Source organism: Rhizobium sp. 0TCS1.26 (genome assembly GCF_050455525.1).
In the GTDB taxonomy this organism is placed as follows: Bacteria; Pseudomonadota; Alphaproteobacteria; order Rhizobiales; family Rhizobiaceae; genus Neorhizobium.
On sequence record NZ_JBCIYV010000002.1, the window covers coordinates 901,827 to 919,994 of the forward strand.

An 18,168-nucleotide genomic window follows, 5' to 3' on the forward strand; every position below is an offset into this window, starting at 1 on the left:
ATACCGAAAAGCGCCTATGACCGGGGGCATCGTCCTTGTGCCAGTGAACGGTAGGCCCAAGCCCGCGACGCGCTGCGGATGACCCGGGGGAGCGGCTGCGATATGCTTCAGGGACATATCTTTTGGAATGGAGTTCTCCCATGTTGCGCGGTATCGCGGCACTCCTGGTGTTTCAGCTGATCGGCGAAAGTTTCGTCTTCCTGCTCAAGTTGCCCGTCCCCGGCCCGGTGGTCGGCCTCGTCCTGTTGTTTGCCGCCTTGCAGTTCGGCCGCCGGCGCGGCATCGCCTCCTTCCCGCACACCGAAGCGGCTGCAGCCGGACTGCTCGGCAATCTCGGGCTGCTGTTCGTTCCGGCAGGCGTCGGCGTCGTGTCCCTGTGGAGCATCGTGCAGGCGCAAGCCGGACCGATCGCTGCGGTTCTCGTGCTGTCGGCGGTCGTGACGCTTGCCGCGACGGTGTGGACCTTCGTCGCCGCACGGCGGCTGATTGACCGCGGGCGGAAGAACTGATGCGCAGCCCCGTCGAACTCTGGGTCTACCTCTCTACCTCGCCGCTGATCTGGCTGACGCTGACCGTCTGCACCTGGATTGCCGCGACCGAACTGTCGATCCGCCTGAAGCGCAATCCGCTGGTCAACCCGGTGCTGACGTCGATCCTCTTCCTGTCGGTGGTGATGGCCGTGTTCGGCATCCCCTACGAACGCTTCTTCGCCGGCGCGCAGTTCGTGCACTTCCTGCTCGGTCCGGCGACGGTGGCGATCGCCGTGCCGCTCTACAAGCAGTGGCACGAGGTGAAGCGGGTGCTGGTGCCGATCGGCATCGCGCTCACCGTCGGATCGGTTATCGCAATCGTGTCGGTGGTCGCACTCGGCACGCTGGTCGGGCTGCCGCGCGAGGTGATGATCGCCTTCCTGCCAAAATCGGCGACGGCGGGCGTTGCCATGGCAGTCTCGGCATCGCTCGGCGGCAATCCGTCGCTGACGGCGGTGCTGGTGATCCTGACGGGTATCATCGGCGCACTGATCGTCACGCCGATGATGAACCGCATGGGCATCCGCGACTATGCGGCGCGTGGCTTTGCCGTGGGCCTGACGGCTCACGGCATCGGCACGGCACGGGCCTACGACGTGGACCCGACAGCCGGCCTGTTCGCCGGGATCGCCATGGCGCTGAACGCCGTGGCGACCTCGATCCTCGTGCCTGTCGCGGCCAGCCTGCTTCTCGGCTGACCGCTGCTTCTCATCAATGCACCGGCTGCGACGATCCGCCATCCTGCGACGCCGGCTTCTGCGCCGCGGAGGACGCATCTCCCGAGCCATCGGTGCGCATGTCGGCGATCTTGTTGCGCGCCGCGCCGCGGGCGGCAGAGACCCCACCGGGATAGCCGCTGCGGTCGCTGTAGGAGCGGATGGCGCCGCTGCGCTTCGGACGCTGATGGCGGACCGTGGTGGCCTGCGCGGCGATGATGTCGAGAAGCGTGATGCCGACCACCATCGACAGCGCCAGGCCGACATTGCCGCGCTTCGGGTTGTCATGCCGCAGTGCCGGCAGGAGCGTCGCGATGTCCAGTCCGTCGCCGGCGACGCGGCTGACGAGACCGGCCTGCTTGTCGACCGACAGCGTCAGTATGCCGGCACCGATCTCGCGCGCACCATAGGCGCGCATCAGGTTTTCCTTGCCCTGCATGCCGAGTGCTGACGTGATCTTCTCGGGCATCAGGATCTGCGCCAGCCCCAGGCCGATGCTGAACCAGCCGAGGCCGCGGGCGAGCGTGTCGGATGGGCCGAGCGAACTCGGGCCAGTGGAGACGACCTTCGGGTCGCCTTCGGAACGCATGTAATTGGTGAGGAAAGTCATGGAAGAACCTCCTATGGCTTGAGCACGACCTTGATGCAGCTGTCCTGCTTGTCGCGGAACACCTTGTACATCTCCGGCCCCTCTTCGAGGGTGGCTGTGTGAGTGATGACGAAGGACGGATCGATCTGGCCTTCCTCGATGCGGCGCAACAGGTCGTCCGTCCAGCGCTTGACGTGGGTCTGGCCCATGCGGAACGTCAGGCCCTTGTTCATCGCCATGCCGAACGGGATCTTGTCGACGAGGCCGCTATAGACCCCCGGAACGGAAATTATGCCGCCCGGCCGGCAGACATAGATCATCTCGCGCAGCACGTGCGGACGATCGTTCTCCATCATCATCATCTGCTTGGCACGGTCATAGACGGTGTCCGGCTGACCGAGCGAGACATGGCTTTCCAGGCCGACCGCATCGATGCACTTTTCCGGGCCCTTACCGCCCGTCAAGTCGTTCAACCGCTCGATGACGCTTTCCTCCTCGAAGTTGATGGTGATCGCACCGCCGGCCTCGGCCATCGACAGCCGTTCGGGAAGGCAATCGATGGCGACCACCTGCTTGGCGCCAAGCAGCACGGCACTGCGGATGCACATCTGGCCGACGGGACCGCAGCCCCAGACCACCACAGTATCGGTCGGCTCGATGTCGCAATGGACGGCCGCCTGCCAGCCCGTCGGGAAGATGTCGCCAAGGAAGAGCACCTGCTCGTCGGTCAGGCTGTCAGGCACCTTGACGTGGGTGGAATCGGCGAACGGCACACGCATGTATTCCGCCTGTCCGCCTGGATAGCCGCCGGTCAGGTGCGTGTAGCCGAACAGGCCCGCCGTCGTGTGGCCGAAAGCCTTGTCGGCGATCTCCTTCTTGCGGTTGGTGCGCTCGCAAACGGAGAAGTTGCCGCGCCGGCACTGGTCGCATTCGCCGCAGGTGATGGTGAACGGAACGACGATACGATCGCCCTTCTTCAGCTTGCCGCGCATGTCGGAGCCGGTCTCGACGACCTCGCCCATCATCTCGTGGCCCATGATGTCGCCCGGCATCATGGCTGGAATGTAGTTGTGGAACAGGTGCAGGTCCGAGCCGCAGATGGCGCAGCTGGTGACCTTGATGATCGCATCACGCGGGTGCTCGATCTCCGGATCCGTGACGGTGTCGCAGCGGATGTCTTCCTTTCCGTGCCAGACGAGGGCTCTCATGTAGCATTCTCCTGATGTTGCGGCGGCCTGTGGGGCCATGTCGAAGGGATTGGCCGCGCCTTGTCCGCGTCGACGGGGCATGAAACTTGCCAAGTGAAAGACGAACCGGAGAGGCTGGAAAAGGTTTCCGCGATGGCTGCATTTACGTCTGAGGCGGATGGACCTCGTGCCGGATTGCCGCACAGCCGAGATCCCGGGTGACAGTCATCCGAATCTCTGGCATGCGGGTTTCATGAGGTTCTGGCGCGACATCATTGCGGACAGGTATTCGGCGGGACTGCTCGGCGTCCTGCTGACGCTGGCCTTCGTCATCCAGGTGATGGTGGCCGGATGGGCGAATGCCGCGATGCTGGCGCCCGATCCGACGGAGATCATCTGCACCTCGTCTCCCGACGGCGTTCACCAGCCCGCCGGTCCCTCCCAGAAGCACGACTGTCCTTGTAGCCTGCTCTGCGGCGCCGGCGTTCATCTGCAGACGGTGCTCAGCCCCAGCGACGGAACCGGTGCACCGGTCCGGTTTGCCGAGCCGGTCGTCATCTCCGCCGATACCGACACGGGCATGCGGCCCGCTCCGGCCGACGAGCGATACCACGCGAGAGCGCCACCAATTTCCTTGATGACCTGAACCGCCCGGGCCAAGCCCTAGTTCAGTCGGACACTTTCCCATCGCCATGCCATTCACGATGGCCGCGCGGGCGCATCGTGTTCCGGTTTCGAGGTTTCTCACATGACCGAAATTTTCGCATCGTCGCCGGCAGGCGTCTCGACGCTGTCCATCGACACCTACCGTGCCATCTGGCGCTGGCACTTCTATGCCGGCCTGATCGCCGTGCCATTCATGATCCTGCTTGCCGTCACCGGCTCGCTGTACCTGTTCCGCGACGAGATCGACAACACCGCGTTCGCCTGGCGCAATGTCGTCACCCAGCAAGCGACGCACCCGCTGTCACCCATGACGCTCGCTGACACGGCCACGGCCAGCGTGCCAGGCTCGACGCTTGCGGCCTACCGGGAGCCGTCGGGCCCGACCGGATCGGCACGCATCTCGCTGCGCGCCGATGGCGGCACCACTTATGTCTTCGTCGATCCCTACACCGGCAAGGTTCTCGATAGGGTCGCCAAAACCAACGAGTTCAACGAGGTGGTCCGCAAGCTACACAGCCTCCAATATTTCGGGGCCTACGCGAACCGGGTGATCGAGGCGATGGCGGGCTTCGCCATTATCCTCGTCGTGTCGGGATTGTATCTCTGGTGGCCACGCCGGCAGTCAGGCGGTGTCGTCAGCGTTCGGGGTACACCGTCAAAGCGCGTCTTCTGGCGCGATACGCATGCGGTGACCGGCGCCTTTGCCGGCGTGCTTATCGCATTCCTCGCGCTATCCGGCCTGCCATGGTCGTCGTTCTGGGGCGGCAAGCTGACCGAGATCGCGACGGCCACCGGCACCGGCTATCCGGCCGCGCTCTGGGACAATGTGCCAACCTCGGGCGAGCACGCCGAGCATGCGCTGGCGACCGTCGGCTGGACGATGGAAAAGTCGCCGATGCCGGTATCGACGGCCATGCCCGCTGCGATGGATCACATGCACATGCAGCCGACTGCCCCCATGCAGGCGATCGGGCTCGACAAAGCGGTCGAGACGGCCCGTGTCCGGGGCCTTGCGCCGGGGTTCGAGGTGACGGTTCCGGCCGATGACAAGGGCGTCTATACCGCCGCCGTTTTCCCGGACGACCTGCAGAAGGCGCGGACGATGCACATCGACCAGTTTTCCGGGGAGCCGATCGTCGACATCAGCTACGCCGATTATGGTTCGCTCGCCAAGCTGACGGAACTCGGCATCAACATCCACATGGGCCAGGAGTTCGGGCTGGTGAACCAGTTCCTGATGCTGGCGACGTGCCTGGCGATCATCCTGTCTTCGGTCGCCGCAGTCGTGATGTGGCTGAAGCGCCGGCCGGCCGGCCGCCTCGGCGTGCCGCCCTACCCGACCAGCCGGCGGGTCTATGGAGCGCTGTGGGGGATGGCGATCGTCTTCGGCGTGCTGTTTCCGCTGTCGGGCCTACTGATCCTGGCGATGATTGTCATCGACCTCATGATCATCCGCAATGTCGCGCCACTGCGCCGGGTGTTTGCCTGAGCCCAGAGCGCTTGTAAGAACGGAACAGGCCCCGGAGGGCCTGTTTCAACATCAATGGGGCAGTGGTGACTTACGCCGCCTTCTCCACCGCGCCGTAGGGATCGAAGCGGGTGTAGAAGGTGTCGCCCTTGGCGGCCATGTCGATGAGCAGCGGCGTCGGCTTGAAGTGGTCGCCGTACTGGGCAGCCAGCGTCTCGCAGAGTGCCACGAAAGTCTTGACCCCCATGCCGTCGATGTAGGACAGCGTGCCGCCGGTATAGGGCGCGAACCCGAAGCCGAGGATGGAGCCGACATCGGCCTCGCGCGGATCGGTGACGATGCCCTCTTCCATGGTGCGGGCCGCTTCCAAAGCGATGGTGACGAGAAGGCGCTGCTTCAGCACGTTCACATCCACGTCCGCTGCCGGCTTCTGCGGATAGAGGTCCTTGAGGCCCGGCCATAGCGACTTCTTGGCGGGCTTTGCCGGATAATCGTAAAAGCCCTTGGCGTTCTTGCGGCCGCGACGATCGAGATCGTTCACCAGCTTGTCGACCAGCGCCATGTGCTCCGGCTTCACCGAGGCTTCGCCCAGATCGGCAATCGAGGCCTTCATGATCTTCTGGCTGAGATCGACGGCGACCTCGTCGTTCAAGGACAGTGGGCCGACCGGCATGCCGGCCATCTTGGCGGCATTCTCGATCATGGTGGCCGGTACGCCTTCGATCAGCATGTCATAGGCTTCGTTGATGTAGCGGAAGACGCAGCGGTTGACGTAGAAGCCGCGGGTATCGTTGACGACGATCGGCGTCTTCTTGATCTGGGCGACGTAATCCAGCGCCACGGCCAGAGCCTCGTCACCGGTTTCCTCGCCGAGAATGACCTCGGTCAGCATCATCTTTTCGACCGGCGAGAAGAAGTGCACGCCGATGAACTGCTTCGGCCGCTTCGAGTTCTTGGCAAGACCGGTGATCGGCAGCGTCGAGGTGTTGGAGGCGAAGATCGCGCCTTCCGGCAGCACGGCCTCGACCTTTTCGATGACGTCCTTCTTCACCTGGCGGTCCTCGAAGACTGCCTCGACGACAAGCGAGACATCCGCAAGGGTGGAATAATCGGCGGTCGGGGTAATCAGGGAGAGCAGCTTCTCGCCATCCTCCTTGGTCATCCGCCCCTTACCGACCTGGTCCGCCACCAGCTTTTCCGAATGAGCCTTGCCCTTGGCGGCAGCCTCTTCGTCGCGGTCGATCAGCGACACGGCAATGCCGGCGGCGGCCGTGACATAGGCAATCGAGGCGCCCATGAAGCCGGCGCCGACGACGCCGATCTTCTGGAGCTTCTTCTTCTCGATGCCGGCCGGGCGGCGGGCGCCCTTACCGAGTTCCTGCATGGAGATGAACAGCGAACGGATCATCGAGAAGGCCTCGGTCGTCCGCAGGATCTGCGCAAAATATCGCTGCTCAACCTTCAGCGCCGTGTCGAAGGGCAGCTGCAGCCCTTCATAGACGCATTTGAGGATGGCGAGCGCACCGGGATAATTGCCGGCAGTTTCGCGGCGCAGGATCGCGGGAGCGGCAGGCCACAGCTGAGCGGCAGCCGGCGTCCAGATACCACCACCGGGCACCTTGAAGCCCTTTTCGTCCCACGGCGCGATGGGCTTCAGCCCATCCTTGATCATCTGCTTGGCGGCCGTCACCAGCTGGTCCGGCTCGACCACCTGGTGGACGAGGTTCATGGCCTTGGCGCGGCTCGGCGTCAGCGTCTGGCCGGTGGTCATCATCTGCAGGGCATCCTGCGTGTTGGCGAGACGCGATACACGCTGCGTGCCGCCGGCGCCGGGGAAGATGCCGACCTTGACTTCCGGCAGCGCCAGCTTGACCGACTTGGCATTGGAGACCACGCGGCCGTGGCAGGCGAGCGACAGTTCCAGAGCGCCGCCCATGCACACGCCGTTGATGGCGGCAACCCAGGGCTTACCGTTGGTCTCGATCTTTCGCCACAGCCAGGTCATCCGGCCGGCTTCGTCGAACAGCTTCTGCATGGCGGTTTCGGGGTTCTTCGCCTGCTCTTCCTGGAGCAGCGTGAACATGCCGCGGATCATGGTAAGATCGGCGCCGCCGGAGAAGGTTGGCTTACCGGAGGTGAAGACGACACCCTTGACGGCCTCGTCCTTGACGGTCGCATCGACGATCGCATCAATCTCCTGCATCACCTCGACGGTGAAGACGTTCATCGACTTGCCGGGCATGTCCCAGGTGACGAGGGCGATGCCGTCTGCGTCGATCTCGACGGTGAAATTGGTGTAGGTCATGGGTTCTCCTCCCGCTCAGGCCGACAGATGGCTGCGCTGCGCATCCAGTGTCTTGGTCTTTTCGACCACGACATCGCCGGTATGTTTCGTCTCGGACGGCTCGAACAGCATGATCCAGCATTCCTCGGCGGCAACCGGATTGTGCTCGACACCCTTCGGCACGACATGGAAATCGCCTGCCTTCAGGTGGACATGCGGCCGGTCGCGATATTCGATGGTGAGCGCGCCTTTCCAGATCAGGAAAAGCTCGTCCTCGTCGCGGTGGGAGTGCCAGGTCAACTGGTCCTTGACCTTGGCCACCTTGAGGCTCTGGCCGTTCAGGTCGGCGATGACCCGCGGCGACCAATGGTCGGCGACATGGGCGTATTCGTCTTCGATGGTGCCGGTGTTGAAGCTCATGGTCAGACCCTTTCGATGACGGTGGCGGTGCCCATGCCGGCGCCGATGCAGAGCGTGACGAGCGCGGTGTTCAGATCGCGGCGCTCCAGCTCGTCCAGAACCGTGCCGAGGATCATCGCGCCGGTGGCGCCGAGCGGATGGCCCATCGCGATGGCGCCGCCGTTGACGTTCATCTTGTCGTGGGAAATCTCAAACGCCTGCATATAGCGGAGCACGACGGCAGCGAAGGCTTCGTTCAGCTCGAACAGGTCGATATCGGCAAGCGACATTCCGGTGCGCTTCAGAAGCTTTTCCGTCACGTCGACCGGGCCGGTCAGCATCAGCGCGGGGTCGGAACCGATATTGGTGAAGGACTTGATGCGGGCGCGCGGCTTCAGGCCCATCGCCTCGCCGCCGGCCTTCGAGCCGAGGAGGACGGCGGCCGCCCCATCGACGATGCCCGACGAGTTGCCGGCATGGTGGACATAGGTGATACGCTCGACTTCCGGATGCGCCTGCAGGCCGACGGCTTCGAAGCCGCCCATTTCGCCGGGCATCTGGAAGGACGGATTGAGGGCTGCCAGCGACTGCATGTTCGTCTCGGGCCGCATGTGCTCGTCGCGGTCGAGGATGGTCAGGCCGTTCTGGTCCTTCACCGGAATGACGGACTTCGAGAAATAGCCCTTTTCCCATGCATTGGCGGCGCGCTTCTGGCTTTCCACCGCATAGGCATCGACGTCGTCGCGCGAGAACCCGTATTTGGTGGCGATGAGATCGGCCGATACGCCCTGCGGCATGAAGTAGCCGGGGAAGTTGACCGAGGGGTCCATGTACCAGGAGCCGCCGGACATGCCCATGCCGACGCGCGACATCGATTCCACACCACCGGCGATGACGATGTCGTCGGAGCCTGCCATGACCTTGCCGGCGCCGAAGTTGACGGCGTCCAGACCCGAGGCGCAGAAGCGCGAGATCTGCATGCCGGGCGCCCTGTTGGAATAGCCGGCCTCGAAGGCGGCGGCCTTCGGGATGACGGCGCCGGCATCCATGACCGGATCGACGCAGCCCATGATGATGTCGTCGACGGTCGATGTGTCGAGCCCGTTGCGGTCGCGGATGGCTTCCAGCGTTTTCGCGGCGAGCCGGACGGAGGGCACCTCGTGCAGCGATCCATCCTTCTTGCCACGGCCGCGCGGCGTGCGCACGTGGTCGTAGATGAAGACTTCGGTCATTGTTTCTCTCCCTTGCTGGCGCGCAGGGCGCCGCATCGATTTCACTCGCGGAAGCCGCAGGGTTGCCCCTCATCCGCCTGCCGGCACCTTCTCCCCGTCTGGACGGGGAGAAGGGATGTGCGTCACCGTTTTCCTGCACCTAGACCCTTGTGGTGTGCCACGTCCCCTCTCCCGCCTGCGGGGAGAGGGTTAGGGTGAGGGGCTATTTCAAAACGCTTCCGCGGCCAGTTCCATCAGTGTGTCGCTGCCCGCTTCGATGCGGACCTTGCGAAGCTGCGTCTCCGGCATGATCTTGTCCATGTAGAAGCGCGCCGTGACAAGCTTGGCGGCGAGGAAATCGGTGCGTTCGTCGCCGGCGGCCGTCAGATCCTGCGCAGCCTTTGCCATCTTCGCCCACATGTAGCCGAGCATGACGATGCCGAACAGGTGCATGTAGTCGGTGGAGCCGGCACCGGCATTGTCAGGCTTGGCCATGGCGTTCTGCATGAACCACATGGTGGAGGCCTGCAGGTCGTTCAAGCCCTTCTTCAGGGCCTTGGTGAACGGCGCCATTTGCTCGTTGTCGCGGTTCTCCTCGCAGAAATCACCGATCTCCTTGAATGCCGCCATCACCGCGCGGCCGCCGTTCAGCGCCAGCTTGCGGCCAACGAGATCGAGCGCCTGAATGCCGTTTGCACCTTCGTAGATCATCGCGATGCGGGCATCACGGACATACTGGCTCATGCCCCATTCCTCGATGTAGCCGTGGCCGCCATAGACCTGCTGGGCCATCACCGCGTGGTCAAAACCCTTGTCGGTGAGGACACCCTTGAGGATCGGGGTCGCAAGGCCGAGCAGATCGTCGGCGTCCTGGCGCTCCTTCTCGTCGGCGGAGCGGTGGGCGATGTCCGATTTCAGCGCCGTCCACAGCATGAAGGCGCGGCCGGCCTCGTTGAAGGCCTTGATGGTCATCAGCGTGCGGCGGATGTCCGGATGGACGATGATCGGATCGGCCGACTTTTCCGGCGCCTTGGGACCTGACAGCGAGCGGCCCTGCAGGCGATCCTTGGCGTAGGCGACAGCGTTCTGGTAGGCGATTTCTGAGATCGCCAGACCCTGCAGGCCGACACCGAGGCGGGCCTCGTTCATCATCACGAACATGGCGTTCAGGCCGCGGTTCTCTGCGCCGATCAGGTAGCCCGTGGCATCGTCGTAGTTCATGACGCAGGTGGCGTTGCCGTGAATGCCCATCTTGTGCTCGATGGCACCGCAGGCGACGCCGTTGCGCTCGCCGACCGAGCCATCCTCGTTGACGAGGAATTTCGGCACGATGAACAGCGAGATGCCCTTGGTACCGGCCGGAGCGCCCTCGATGCGGGCAAGCACCAGATGGACGATGTTGTCGGTCATGTCGTGTTCGCCGGCGGAGATGAAGATCTTCTGGCCGGAGAGCTTGTAGGATCCATCACCCTGCGGCACGGCCTTGGTGCGCAACAGGCCGAGATCGGTGCCGCAATGCGGCTCGGTGAGGTTCATGGTGCCTGACCAGGAGCCCTCGACCATCTTCGGCAGATAAGTTTCCTTCTGCTGCTGGCTGCCATGCACGAGGATCGCGGCGATGGCGCCCTGCGTTAGGCCGGGATACATCATCAGCGACATGTTGGCGGCGGATGTATATTCGCCGACCATGGCATGCAGCGTATAGGGCAGGCCCTGGCCGCCGAATTCTTCCGGCACGGCAAGCCCGATCCAGCCGCCTTCGCAATAGGCGTCATAGGCAGGCTTGAAGCCCTGCGGCACGGTGACCGAACCGTCCTCGTGGCGCACGCAACCTTCCTGGTCGCCCAAATAATTGACCGGAAACAGCACTTCCTCCGACAGACGGGCGGCCTCCGAGGCAATCGCCTCGATCATTTCCGGCGTCGCATCGGCAAAGCCCGGCAGATTGTTGTAGCGGTCGATGCCGAGCACATCCTTGAGGATGAACAGGCTATCATTCACCGGGGCCTTGTAGACGGGCATTGCGCGAACTCCTCCAGATCAGCGGCCGGACACACCGGCATTCAAGGTTCTACAAAATATTGACGTGCGCGTAAACGTCAATCCCGTCAAAGCGTCGCATCCTGGATATTTCGTCCTCTGCGTTTCCTCAACCTGAGGTCGTTTATTAGGCGCCCGGAAGCAAAACCTGACGCTGCGTTAACGCAGTATTAACTACGTTTCGCGACATGATGCCTCTACGTCGTGGCGTCTTGCGCTTCGGCTGCCGGGAAGCACGGATACCGAGCCCGCGCATGGCGCGCCGCGAACGAATGGTTCAAGGCCGCAGCCACGCCGAGATGCCGATGCCGACACTTTTCGGACCGACGCCTGAAGCATCAGAAATTCCCTCGGGACGCGCGCAGCCGAAGCGAGATCGATATGAACGGATCACGGTTACATTCCCAGCCTCGTGGAGACGGTTCGTCGCTCGACGCGCTGAACCGCACCATCGAGGGGCTGGAGGCGCGGATCGAGGGCCTTCTGAAGGCATCAGGACGCCAGCCCCGCTCGCCGTCCGAGCGGGTGGCGGAGGCGACCCGACACCTGGACCGCAAGACGGCACCGGTCGATGACAAGCCGCTGCTTATCGACACCGGCATGCTGGAGGAAATCCGCCAGCGCCAGCGCCTGCTGGATGCCCAGCGGGAGCCGGTTCGCCGCGATGTCCCGGTCGACCCGCAGCCGGCACCGGCAGCTCAGTCCAACCCCATCGTCCCGCCGCGGCCGCCGGCTGAACCACGTCGCGCCCCGCCTGCGGCGACCGATGTGCGCCCGCCCTACGCCGAACCGCACGTGTTCGCCACCCGAGCGACCCAGCCGCAGCCGCAGCCGGCCGTGCATGATATCGCCCGGGCGCTGGCCGAACTGCGCCAGGAACTGAAACGTGACATCTCCGACAGCATCGCTCGCGAAATGCAGACGCTGCGCGGCGACATTCACTCGATCCGCGATATCTCCGGCGACGGTCACCTGACGCAGGATCTGCGCGAGGAACTTGTTCGACTGGCCGAAGGCGTCGAAGGGCTCAGCCGCCGCGCGCCGTCCGGTGCCGCCGACCTGCGCGCCGATCTCGACGAGCTGAGGCAGATGATCGAGGGGCTGGCGACGCGGGATTCGATCCAGCACATGGAAGTTCGCTGGGACGCCCTGGAAGATCGCTTTCTCGATCTCGACACGGGCAGCATCCAGAAGGAGCTGATCGCGCTCGCCTATCGCATCGACGGCATGAAGGCGGAACTCGGGACCATGGCCGACAGCCCCGCGCTGCGGACACTCGAGGACAAGGTGCTGATGCTTGCAGCGGCCGTCGAGGAGCTGAACGCCCGCCCCGGTACTGGCCAGGATCTGTACACCGACCATTTCTCCCAGCTCGACCAGCGGCTCGACGAGATCAGCCGGGCGGTTGCCGTCAGCGGCCGGTCGCGCAGTTCCGAACTTGAGGAACAGGCGCTGCTGCGCCGGCTTGAGGAGCGGGTCGCCGGCCTGACCGACCGTCTCGACGGCCTTTCGCAGGTGCAGGACGCACATCGCCTCGAGGAACGACTGGACGAACTGGCGGCGAACCTGATGCAGGGCTCGCAGGCCGAGCTGACTGGCTACCTCGCCGACCTGTCGCGCAAGATTGATGCGCTGGCGGGCGAGCAGGGCCAGGATCTCGGTGAGCGGCTGGATGCGCTGACCCGCCGTATCGACGACCTCGCCTACCTGCCGTCGCCGGCCGATGGTTCCACCCACGGCGGCTTCGGTCGCCTGGAAGTGCGGCTGGACGAGATTGCCGCACGGCTCGACGAGGTGTCGCTTGGGCCGCAGGGCGACAACCAGTCGATCCGCAATCTCGAAAAGCAGATCGCCCACCTCTCCACCCTGCTCAGCGAACCGCGGCATGAGGGCGGCCTTGCCCTGCCGAACGACCTCGACGAGCGCATGGCGTCGATCGAGACCTACATGGCCACCAGCGACGAGTACGTTCTCGAAGCGGCACGCCATGCGGCGGAATCGGTGATCGAAACCTATGCCCGCAACGGCCAGGCCGGTGGCATGACCGGACCGGACGCGGCGACCTTCGTTGGGCTCGCCGAAGACCTGCGGCACCTGGAAGCGCTCGCCCGCAATACGGATGAGCGCACGCAGGCGACCTTCGACGGCGTGCACCGCACGCTGGTCAAGATCGCCGAGCGACTGGACACGATGGAGCACCACTTCGTCCCACGGGCCGGCTCGATGCTTTCGGCGCAGACCCGCGACCGGCAGCCGGCACCCGCGGCAATGGCGCCCATGGCGGCGACAGCCGCGGTCGACACCGCTTCCGATCCGCGCGGCGTTTTGGCCAGGGCAAACGACGAACTGATGTCCGAGACCGCCGTCAACCTGGAACTGCTGGAGACGGAGCACCCGTCGCATGCCGAGCCGGAGCCCGCCCGCAAGGGCCTGCTCGGCGGCCTGACGAAGCGCCTTCGCCCAGGCAGCAAGGCAGACGCGCCCAAGCCTGCCCGCGCCGTGGTTCAGCCGACGCCCTCCATCGATCCGGCCGGAGTGCTCGACGTCGAGCCTGCTGAAGGGAACGGCAACGAAAACGAGCTGCTCGAACCCGGCTCGGGAATGCCCGACGTGCGCAAGATCCTCGAGCGCGTGCGCGCCAGCCAGGCGATGAATAGCCAGGGCGCCACTGCCGCCATGCAGGACGATGACGGCGAGCGGGTGGATTATATCGCTGCCGCCCGTCGGGCCGCCAAGGCAGCGGCGCAGGAGACCGAACCGACACGCGCCATTCCGGTCGATCCGGCCGTCAGACAGGAGCGCGGCGCCAAGGGCAAGGCCGCCAGCCGCCTTCCGCAGCCGCAAGCAGCCGGACTGCAGGGCGTGCTCGCCCGTCATCGCCGGCCTATCCTCATGGCGGTTGGCGCGATCCTCCTGGCGATGATGGCGATGCCGCTCGTCAGCACCCTTACCCGCGGCGACAAGACGGCACCCGCCGCCGCATCCAACACGCAGACCCCGACCGTCGCGCCGGAGGCCGCCGCTCCGGAAACCTCAGAGGCATCTCCGGCTGCCGTCCAGCAGCCGACCACGACTGCCGCCTCTACGGAGGCCGAACAGGCCCCCACCTCCACCGCAACCCCTGTTGGCACTGTCGCGATGGCACCGCTTGCCGCCACTGCCGATCCGCTGGCTGTCGAGCCCGGCGCCGCTGCAGAAGCGATGGCAACGGCCGGCACGGACCTGGCCGCCGGCGACAGCATCGCCGATGCTCCGGCCATCGAAATCCCTGCGACCATCGCGCCGAAATCGCTGTCGGATGCTGCAGCCAAGGGCGATGCCCAGGCGCTGTTCGAGATCGGCTCGCGGTTTACCGAGGGACGCGGCGTCACCACCGACCTCGCCCAGGCGGCACACTGGTACCAGCTGGCCTCCGACCGCGGCTTCTCGCCCGCCAAGTACCGGCTCGGCAACCTCTATGAGAAGGGCACGGGCGTCGCACGCGACCTGCCCAAGGCCGCCGGCCTCTATGAAGAGGCAGCCCGCGCCGGCAATGCCAGCTCGATGCACAATCTCGCCGTCCTCTATGCCTCCGGCGCCACCGGCACCGCCAACTACAAGGCGGCCGTCGAGTGGTTCAGCAAGGCGGCCGATCTCGGGGTTGCCGACAGCCAGTTCAACCTCGCCATCCTCTATGCGCGCGGCAACGGCACGGCGCAGAACCTCGAGGAATCCTACAAGTGGTTCGCCATCGCGGCGAAGGGTGGCGACAAGGATGCCGCCCAGAAGCGTGACGAAGTGGCCAATGCACTGAAGCCGGAGCAGCTGCAGAGCGCCCGCGCCAAGGTGGAGCAGTGGAAGGCACAGCCGCTCGACGACCGTTCCAACAGCGTCAACCTGCCCGACGAATGGGTTGGCAAGAGCCTGACCACCGCATCGATCGACATGGAGAAGGCGATCCGCAACATCCAGGCGATCCTCAACCGCAACGGCTACCAGGCCGGGACGGCAGACGGAATGATGGGCAAGAAGACGGTGATGGCGATCAAGGCCTTCCAGAAGAAGAACGGCCTTGCCGAGGACGGCACGATCAGCGAACCGCTGGTGAGAAAGCTGCTTGAACAGAACGAGGCGAAGGGCGCCTGAGGCGTCACGCTTTCGGTCGTTTGCGCCAATCTCAGGCGTCGGTGTCGGCGAAAGGCCCGCCAGCGGCGCGTTTAGGAATTGACTCGCGGACCGCCCGCAGGTCATGACGGAGTGACCGGTTCGGGATCTGCCAGATCCTTGATCCGGCACACAGTTTACGCCGCAACGGGCGGTCCACCCTCTCTCGCGCTCCGCCCGCGACGGCGAAGCTTTTGCTTGTCGTGAGGCGCCCGTGACTGTCTACCTGCCGATTGCAGAGCTCTCGGTGAACATCTTCATCATCCTCGGCATGGGGGCGGCAGTCGGATTTCTCTCCGGCATGTTCGGCGTCGGCGGCGGCTTTCTGATCACGCCGCTGCTGATCTTCTACAACATTCCCCCGGTGGTCGCGGTCGCCACCGGCGCCAACCAGGTGGTCGCCTCGTCGGTGTCCGGCGCCATCAGCCATTTCCGCCGCGGCTCGCTGGACATGAAGCTCGGCTCGGTGCTCCTGGTCGGCGGCCTTGCCGGCGCCACTGTCGGCGTCTGGATCTTCTCCTGGCTGCGCCGCCTCGGCCAGCTCGACCTGATCATCTCGCTGCTCTACGTGGTCTTCCTCGGCACCATCGGCAGCCTGATGCTGGCCGAAAGCATCCGCGCGCTCCGCCGCGCCGCCCGCAATCAGCCGCTGCCGCTGAAGCGACCCGGACACCACAACTGGGTCCACCGGCTGCCGCTGAAGATGCGCTTCAAGAAGTCGAAGATCTACCTGTCCGCCATCCCGGTCATCGCGCTCGGCTTCGGCATCGGCGTGCTGACCTCGGTGATGGGCGTCGGCGGCGGCTTCATCATGGTGCCGGCTATGATCTACCTCCTGCGCATCCCGACGAATGTGGTGGTCGGGACATCGCTGTTCCAGATCATCTTCGTCACCGCCTACACGACGCTGGTGCAGGCGGCGACGAACTATTCGGTCGACATCGTGCTGGCGACGATCCTGATGGTTGCCGGCGTGATCGGCGCCCAGTATGGCGTCCGGGTCGGCCAGAAACTGCGCGGCGAACAGCTGCGGGCACTGCTGGGAATGCTGGTGCTGGCCGTTGGCCTGCGCCTGGCGGTCGACCTGGTGCTGACCCCGGACGACATCTACTCGATCTCGGTCGGAGGGTTTTCCAGCCGATGATCCGCCGACGCCTCACCCGTCTCCTGCTGCTGCTTGCCGCAACGCTTGTTTCGCTGCCCGCCGGGGCACAACTGCTCAACAGCGAAATGCCGACTGTCCGCGAGGGGCTGGAAATCGGTACTTCGACCGGCGAGATCGCCATCACCTCGGATTTCCGGGGCGCCGACCTGACGATCTTCGGGGCGCTGACGAATGCCGACGAGCTGTTCCTGGCGATCGGCCAGTATGATGTGGTGGTGACGCTGGAGGGACCGCGGGATCTGGCGACCGTCCGGCGCAAGGAGCGGGTGTTCGGGATCTGGATGAACACCCAGTCGATGATCTTCGAGCAGGTGCCGGAATCCTACTCGATTGCCAGCACGCGCCAACTCGAGGACATCCAGGGCACGCCGTCGCTCAACCGTATCGGCGTCGGCATCGATCACCTGACACTCTCGCCGGTCGGCTATGTCGGTAACGCCGGGGCGGTGACCGATTTCCGTCAGGCCTATCGCCGTCTCAAGCTGTCGAACGGTCTCTATCAGCGCGACACGACCGGCGTGCGCTTCGTCAGCCCCAGCCTGTTTCGCGCCACGCTGCGCCTGCCGGCCAATGTGCCGGACGGCGTCCATACGGTACATGCCTACCTGTTCAAGACCGGCGACCTGATCATGCAGAAGGACCTGCCGCTGAGGGTGGTCAAGACCGGCCTCGAGCAGGCGATCACCGATGCCGCGCATAACGAGCCGATCGGCTACGGCCTCGTCTGCATCCTGATCGCCATCGTCACCGGCTGGGGCGCCAGTCTGGTGTTCCGCAAGGATTGACGGGGCCGCCACAAGGGCGACCCCATGGTGCATTACATGGCCGGCAGGATGGCGATGTCGCGGATCTGGCCGCTGGTGCCGGTGATGTCGGCGGACTTGGTGGCCTTGCCGGAGGTCAGGTCGACCGTGTGCAGCATGTTGTCGGCGACCAGCCATGCGGTGTTCTTGCCGTCTGCCGTGGTCTGCACGTCGAAGGCGTAGGTCATCGGCTTCATGGTGCCGCCCAGCTTGCCGATCGACTTCAGCGTCCCGTCGTTCGGCTTGGTCTGCTGGATCAGGCCGCCGATCGTTGCGTCGATGTTGTACATCGCAGTCTTTTCCGGCTTGCCATGGCTGTTGGTGTAGGCGGCGGCGGCGATGTTCGGCATCTCGCCCTTGTGCATGTCGCCTTCCTCGAAGGCGAGGCTTCCGTCGACCGTCACGGCACCGGTATCGGGGTGGACGCGGTGGTTGGTGGTGCCGGTCATGAAGCGCAGGCGGTCGGCCATCGGGTTGAAGTCGACGACGACCGGCGCGTCGCCGATGGTCAGCGGCTTGTCCATCCTGGCAACTTCGGTCGCCTTGCCGGTCTTCATGTCGATGGTGACGATGACGCTGTCAGCCGTGACGCCGACCAGCATGTTGTTGGACGGGCGAAGATCGATGCCGACAAGCTTCGTCACGCCCTCGACGTCCATGCTCTGCGACACGGCCGGCTTATCGGTGTCGAACATGACCAGCGTCTTGTCGCCGACCAGGCCGATGGCCGGTGCGGAGAATGCGGCGCCTGCCGAAGCGGCAAGCACGGTGGATGCGATCAGCGCGGTGTGGGTCAGTCTCATGTCAGTTCTCCCGTTGACTGTTTGAAGGAGCGCAATCGACGTCGCCGAATGCCTTCCTGTATCGAAGACACACGGGCGGCGGCCTCTGGATGCAGCGGACCGGAATATTTTTCGGAATTTTTTGCGGCACCTGCATCCGGGGCGGCATTGCCCGGCGTATCGGG

14 protein-coding genes are annotated in these 18,168 nt (G+C 64.7%); 7 read left to right on the plus strand and 7 right to left on the minus strand.

Features of this window, described 5'->3' with window-relative positions:
- The first annotated feature begins 140 nt into the window (after positions 1-140).
- Both AAIH46_RS11575 and AAIH46_RS11580 read left to right on the plus strand, forming a co-directional pair.
- Positions 141-509, plus strand: coding sequence for a CidA/LrgA family protein (locus tag AAIH46_RS11575; RefSeq protein WP_430306005.1), 369 nt, complete (start codon positions 141-143; stop codon positions 507-509).
- The gene (locus AAIH46_RS11580; RefSeq protein WP_430306006.1) at positions 509-1,228 is read left to right on the plus strand and encodes an LrgB family protein; all 720 of its coding nucleotides are present in this window, start codon (positions 509-511) and stop codon (positions 1,226-1,228) included. The genes AAIH46_RS11575 and AAIH46_RS11580 overlap by 1 nt, the downstream gene beginning before the upstream one ends.
- Positions 1,229-1,241: 13 nt before the next feature.
- Here the strand turns inward: AAIH46_RS11580 and AAIH46_RS11585 are convergent, their stop codons facing one another.
- Both AAIH46_RS11585 and AAIH46_RS11590 read right to left on the minus strand, forming a co-directional pair.
- A complete protein-coding gene (locus AAIH46_RS11585; RefSeq protein WP_430306007.1) occupies positions 1,242-1,856 on the minus strand; it encodes a hypothetical protein in 615 nt (204 codons plus the stop codon).
- 11 nt (positions 1,857-1,867) lie between these two features.
- On the minus strand, positions 1,868-3,043 hold the full coding sequence (locus AAIH46_RS11590) for a zinc-dependent alcohol dehydrogenase (protein ID WP_430306008.1): 1,176 nt from the start codon (positions 3,041-3,043) through the stop codon (positions 1,868-1,870).
- A gap of 232 nt (positions 3,044-3,275) precedes the next feature.
- Between AAIH46_RS11590 and AAIH46_RS11595 the strand changes: the two genes are divergently transcribed.
- Positions 3,276-3,668: a hypothetical protein gene (locus AAIH46_RS11595; RefSeq protein ID WP_430306009.1), complete on the plus strand. Its 393-nt coding sequence runs from the start codon at positions 3,276-3,278 to the stop codon at positions 3,666-3,668.
- A gap of 102 nt (positions 3,669-3,770) precedes the next feature.
- The gene (locus AAIH46_RS11600; protein ID WP_430306010.1) at positions 3,771-5,177 is read left to right on the plus strand and encodes a PepSY-associated TM helix domain-containing protein; all 1,407 of its coding nucleotides are present in this window, start codon (positions 3,771-3,773) and stop codon (positions 5,175-5,177) included.
- A 70-nt stretch (positions 5,178-5,247) separates the two neighbouring features.
- Here the strand turns inward: AAIH46_RS11600 and AAIH46_RS11605 are convergent, their stop codons facing one another.
- The 4 genes from AAIH46_RS11605 to AAIH46_RS11620 all read right to left on the minus strand — a co-directional run bounded on the left by AAIH46_RS11605 (position 5,248) and on the right by AAIH46_RS11620 (position 11,072).
- Positions 5,248-7,461 (minus strand): 3-hydroxyacyl-CoA dehydrogenase NAD-binding domain-containing protein, encoded by a 2,214-nt coding sequence (locus AAIH46_RS11605; protein ID WP_430306011.1) that lies wholly within the window; start codon positions 7,459-7,461, stop codon positions 5,248-5,250.
- A gap of 15 nt (positions 7,462-7,476) precedes the next feature.
- Complete coding sequence (locus AAIH46_RS11610; RefSeq protein ID WP_430306012.1) at positions 7,477-7,860, minus strand: cupin domain-containing protein; 384 nt, start codon at positions 7,858-7,860, stop codon at positions 7,477-7,479.
- A 2-nt stretch (positions 7,861-7,862) separates the two neighbouring features.
- Positions 7,863-9,071, minus strand: a complete 1,209-nt coding sequence (locus AAIH46_RS11615; protein ID WP_430306013.1) for an acetyl-CoA C-acetyltransferase — start codon at positions 9,069-9,071, stop codon at positions 7,863-7,865.
- 207 nt (positions 9,072-9,278) lie between these two features.
- Positions 9,279-11,072 (minus strand): acyl-CoA dehydrogenase C-terminal domain-containing protein, encoded by a 1,794-nt coding sequence (locus AAIH46_RS11620; protein WP_430306014.1) that lies wholly within the window; start codon positions 11,070-11,072, stop codon positions 9,279-9,281.
- Positions 11,073-11,471: 399 nt separating this feature from the next.
- Between AAIH46_RS11620 and AAIH46_RS11625 the strand changes: the two genes are divergently transcribed.
- From AAIH46_RS11625 to AAIH46_RS11635, 3 genes are all read left to right on the plus strand, one after another.
- A complete protein-coding gene (locus AAIH46_RS11625) occupies positions 11,472-15,215 on the plus strand; it encodes a peptidoglycan-binding protein (RefSeq protein ID WP_430306015.1) in 3,744 nt (1,247 codons plus the stop codon).
- Between the two features lie 232 nt (positions 15,216-15,447).
- Positions 15,448-16,377 carry a sulfite exporter TauE/SafE family protein gene (locus tag AAIH46_RS11630; RefSeq protein WP_430306016.1) on the plus strand — a complete coding sequence of 310 codons (930 nt, stop codon included), beginning with the start codon at positions 15,448-15,450 and terminating at the stop codon, positions 16,375-16,377.
- The gene (locus AAIH46_RS11635) at positions 16,374-17,183 is read left to right on the plus strand and encodes a TIGR02186 family protein (protein ID WP_430306018.1); all 810 of its coding nucleotides are present in this window, start codon (positions 16,374-16,376) and stop codon (positions 17,181-17,183) included. Before AAIH46_RS11630 ends, AAIH46_RS11635 begins: the two co-directional genes overlap by 4 nt.
- Before the next feature lie 32 nt (positions 17,184-17,215).
- Here the strand turns inward: AAIH46_RS11635 and AAIH46_RS11640 are convergent, their stop codons facing one another.
- The gene (locus tag AAIH46_RS11640; protein WP_430306019.1) at positions 17,216-18,004 is read right to left on the minus strand and encodes a DUF4394 domain-containing protein; all 789 of its coding nucleotides are present in this window, start codon (positions 18,002-18,004) and stop codon (positions 17,216-17,218) included.
- Positions 18,005-18,168 lie beyond the last annotated feature (164 nt).

Excerpts from the sequence above, each read along its gene's own strand:
- AAIH46_RS11575 (WP_430306005.1), top strand. The coding sequence starts at position 141 with ATGTTGCGCGGTATCGCGGCACTCCTGGTGTTTCAGCTGATCGGCGAA.
- AAIH46_RS11580 (WP_430306006.1), top strand. The coding sequence starts at position 509 with ATGCGCAGCCCCGTCGAACTCTGGGTCTACCTCTCTACCTCGCCGCTG.
- AAIH46_RS11585 (WP_430306007.1), bottom strand. The coding sequence starts at position 1,856 with ATGACTTTCCTCACCAATTACATGCGTTCCGAAGGCGACCCGAAGGTC.
- AAIH46_RS11590 (WP_430306008.1), bottom strand. The coding sequence starts at position 3,043 with ATGAGAGCCCTCGTCTGGCACGGAAAGGAAGACATCCGCTGCGACACC.
- AAIH46_RS11595 (WP_430306009.1), top strand. The coding sequence starts at position 3,276 with ATGAGGTTCTGGCGCGACATCATTGCGGACAGGTATTCGGCGGGACTG.
- AAIH46_RS11600 (WP_430306010.1), top strand. The coding sequence starts at position 3,771 with ATGACCGAAATTTTCGCATCGTCGCCGGCAGGCGTCTCGACGCTGTCC.
- AAIH46_RS11605 (WP_430306011.1), bottom strand. The coding sequence starts at position 7,461 with ATGACCTACACCAATTTCACCGTCGAGATCGACGCAGACGGCATCGCC.
- AAIH46_RS11610 (WP_430306012.1), bottom strand. The coding sequence starts at position 7,860 with ATGAGCTTCAACACCGGCACCATCGAAGACGAATACGCCCATGTCGCC.
- AAIH46_RS11615 (WP_430306013.1), bottom strand. The coding sequence starts at position 9,071 with ATGACCGAAGTCTTCATCTACGACCACGTGCGCACGCCGCGCGGCCGT.
- AAIH46_RS11620 (WP_430306014.1), bottom strand. The coding sequence starts at position 11,072 with ATGCCCGTCTACAAGGCCCCGGTGAATGATAGCCTGTTCATCCTCAAG.
- AAIH46_RS11625 (WP_430306015.1), top strand. The coding sequence starts at position 11,472 with ATGAACGGATCACGGTTACATTCCCAGCCTCGTGGAGACGGTTCGTCG.
- AAIH46_RS11635 (WP_430306018.1), top strand. The coding sequence starts at position 16,374 with ATGATCCGCCGACGCCTCACCCGTCTCCTGCTGCTGCTTGCCGCAACG.
- AAIH46_RS11640 (WP_430306019.1), bottom strand. The coding sequence starts at position 18,004 with ATGAGACTGACCCACACCGCGCTGATCGCATCCACCGTGCTTGCCGCT.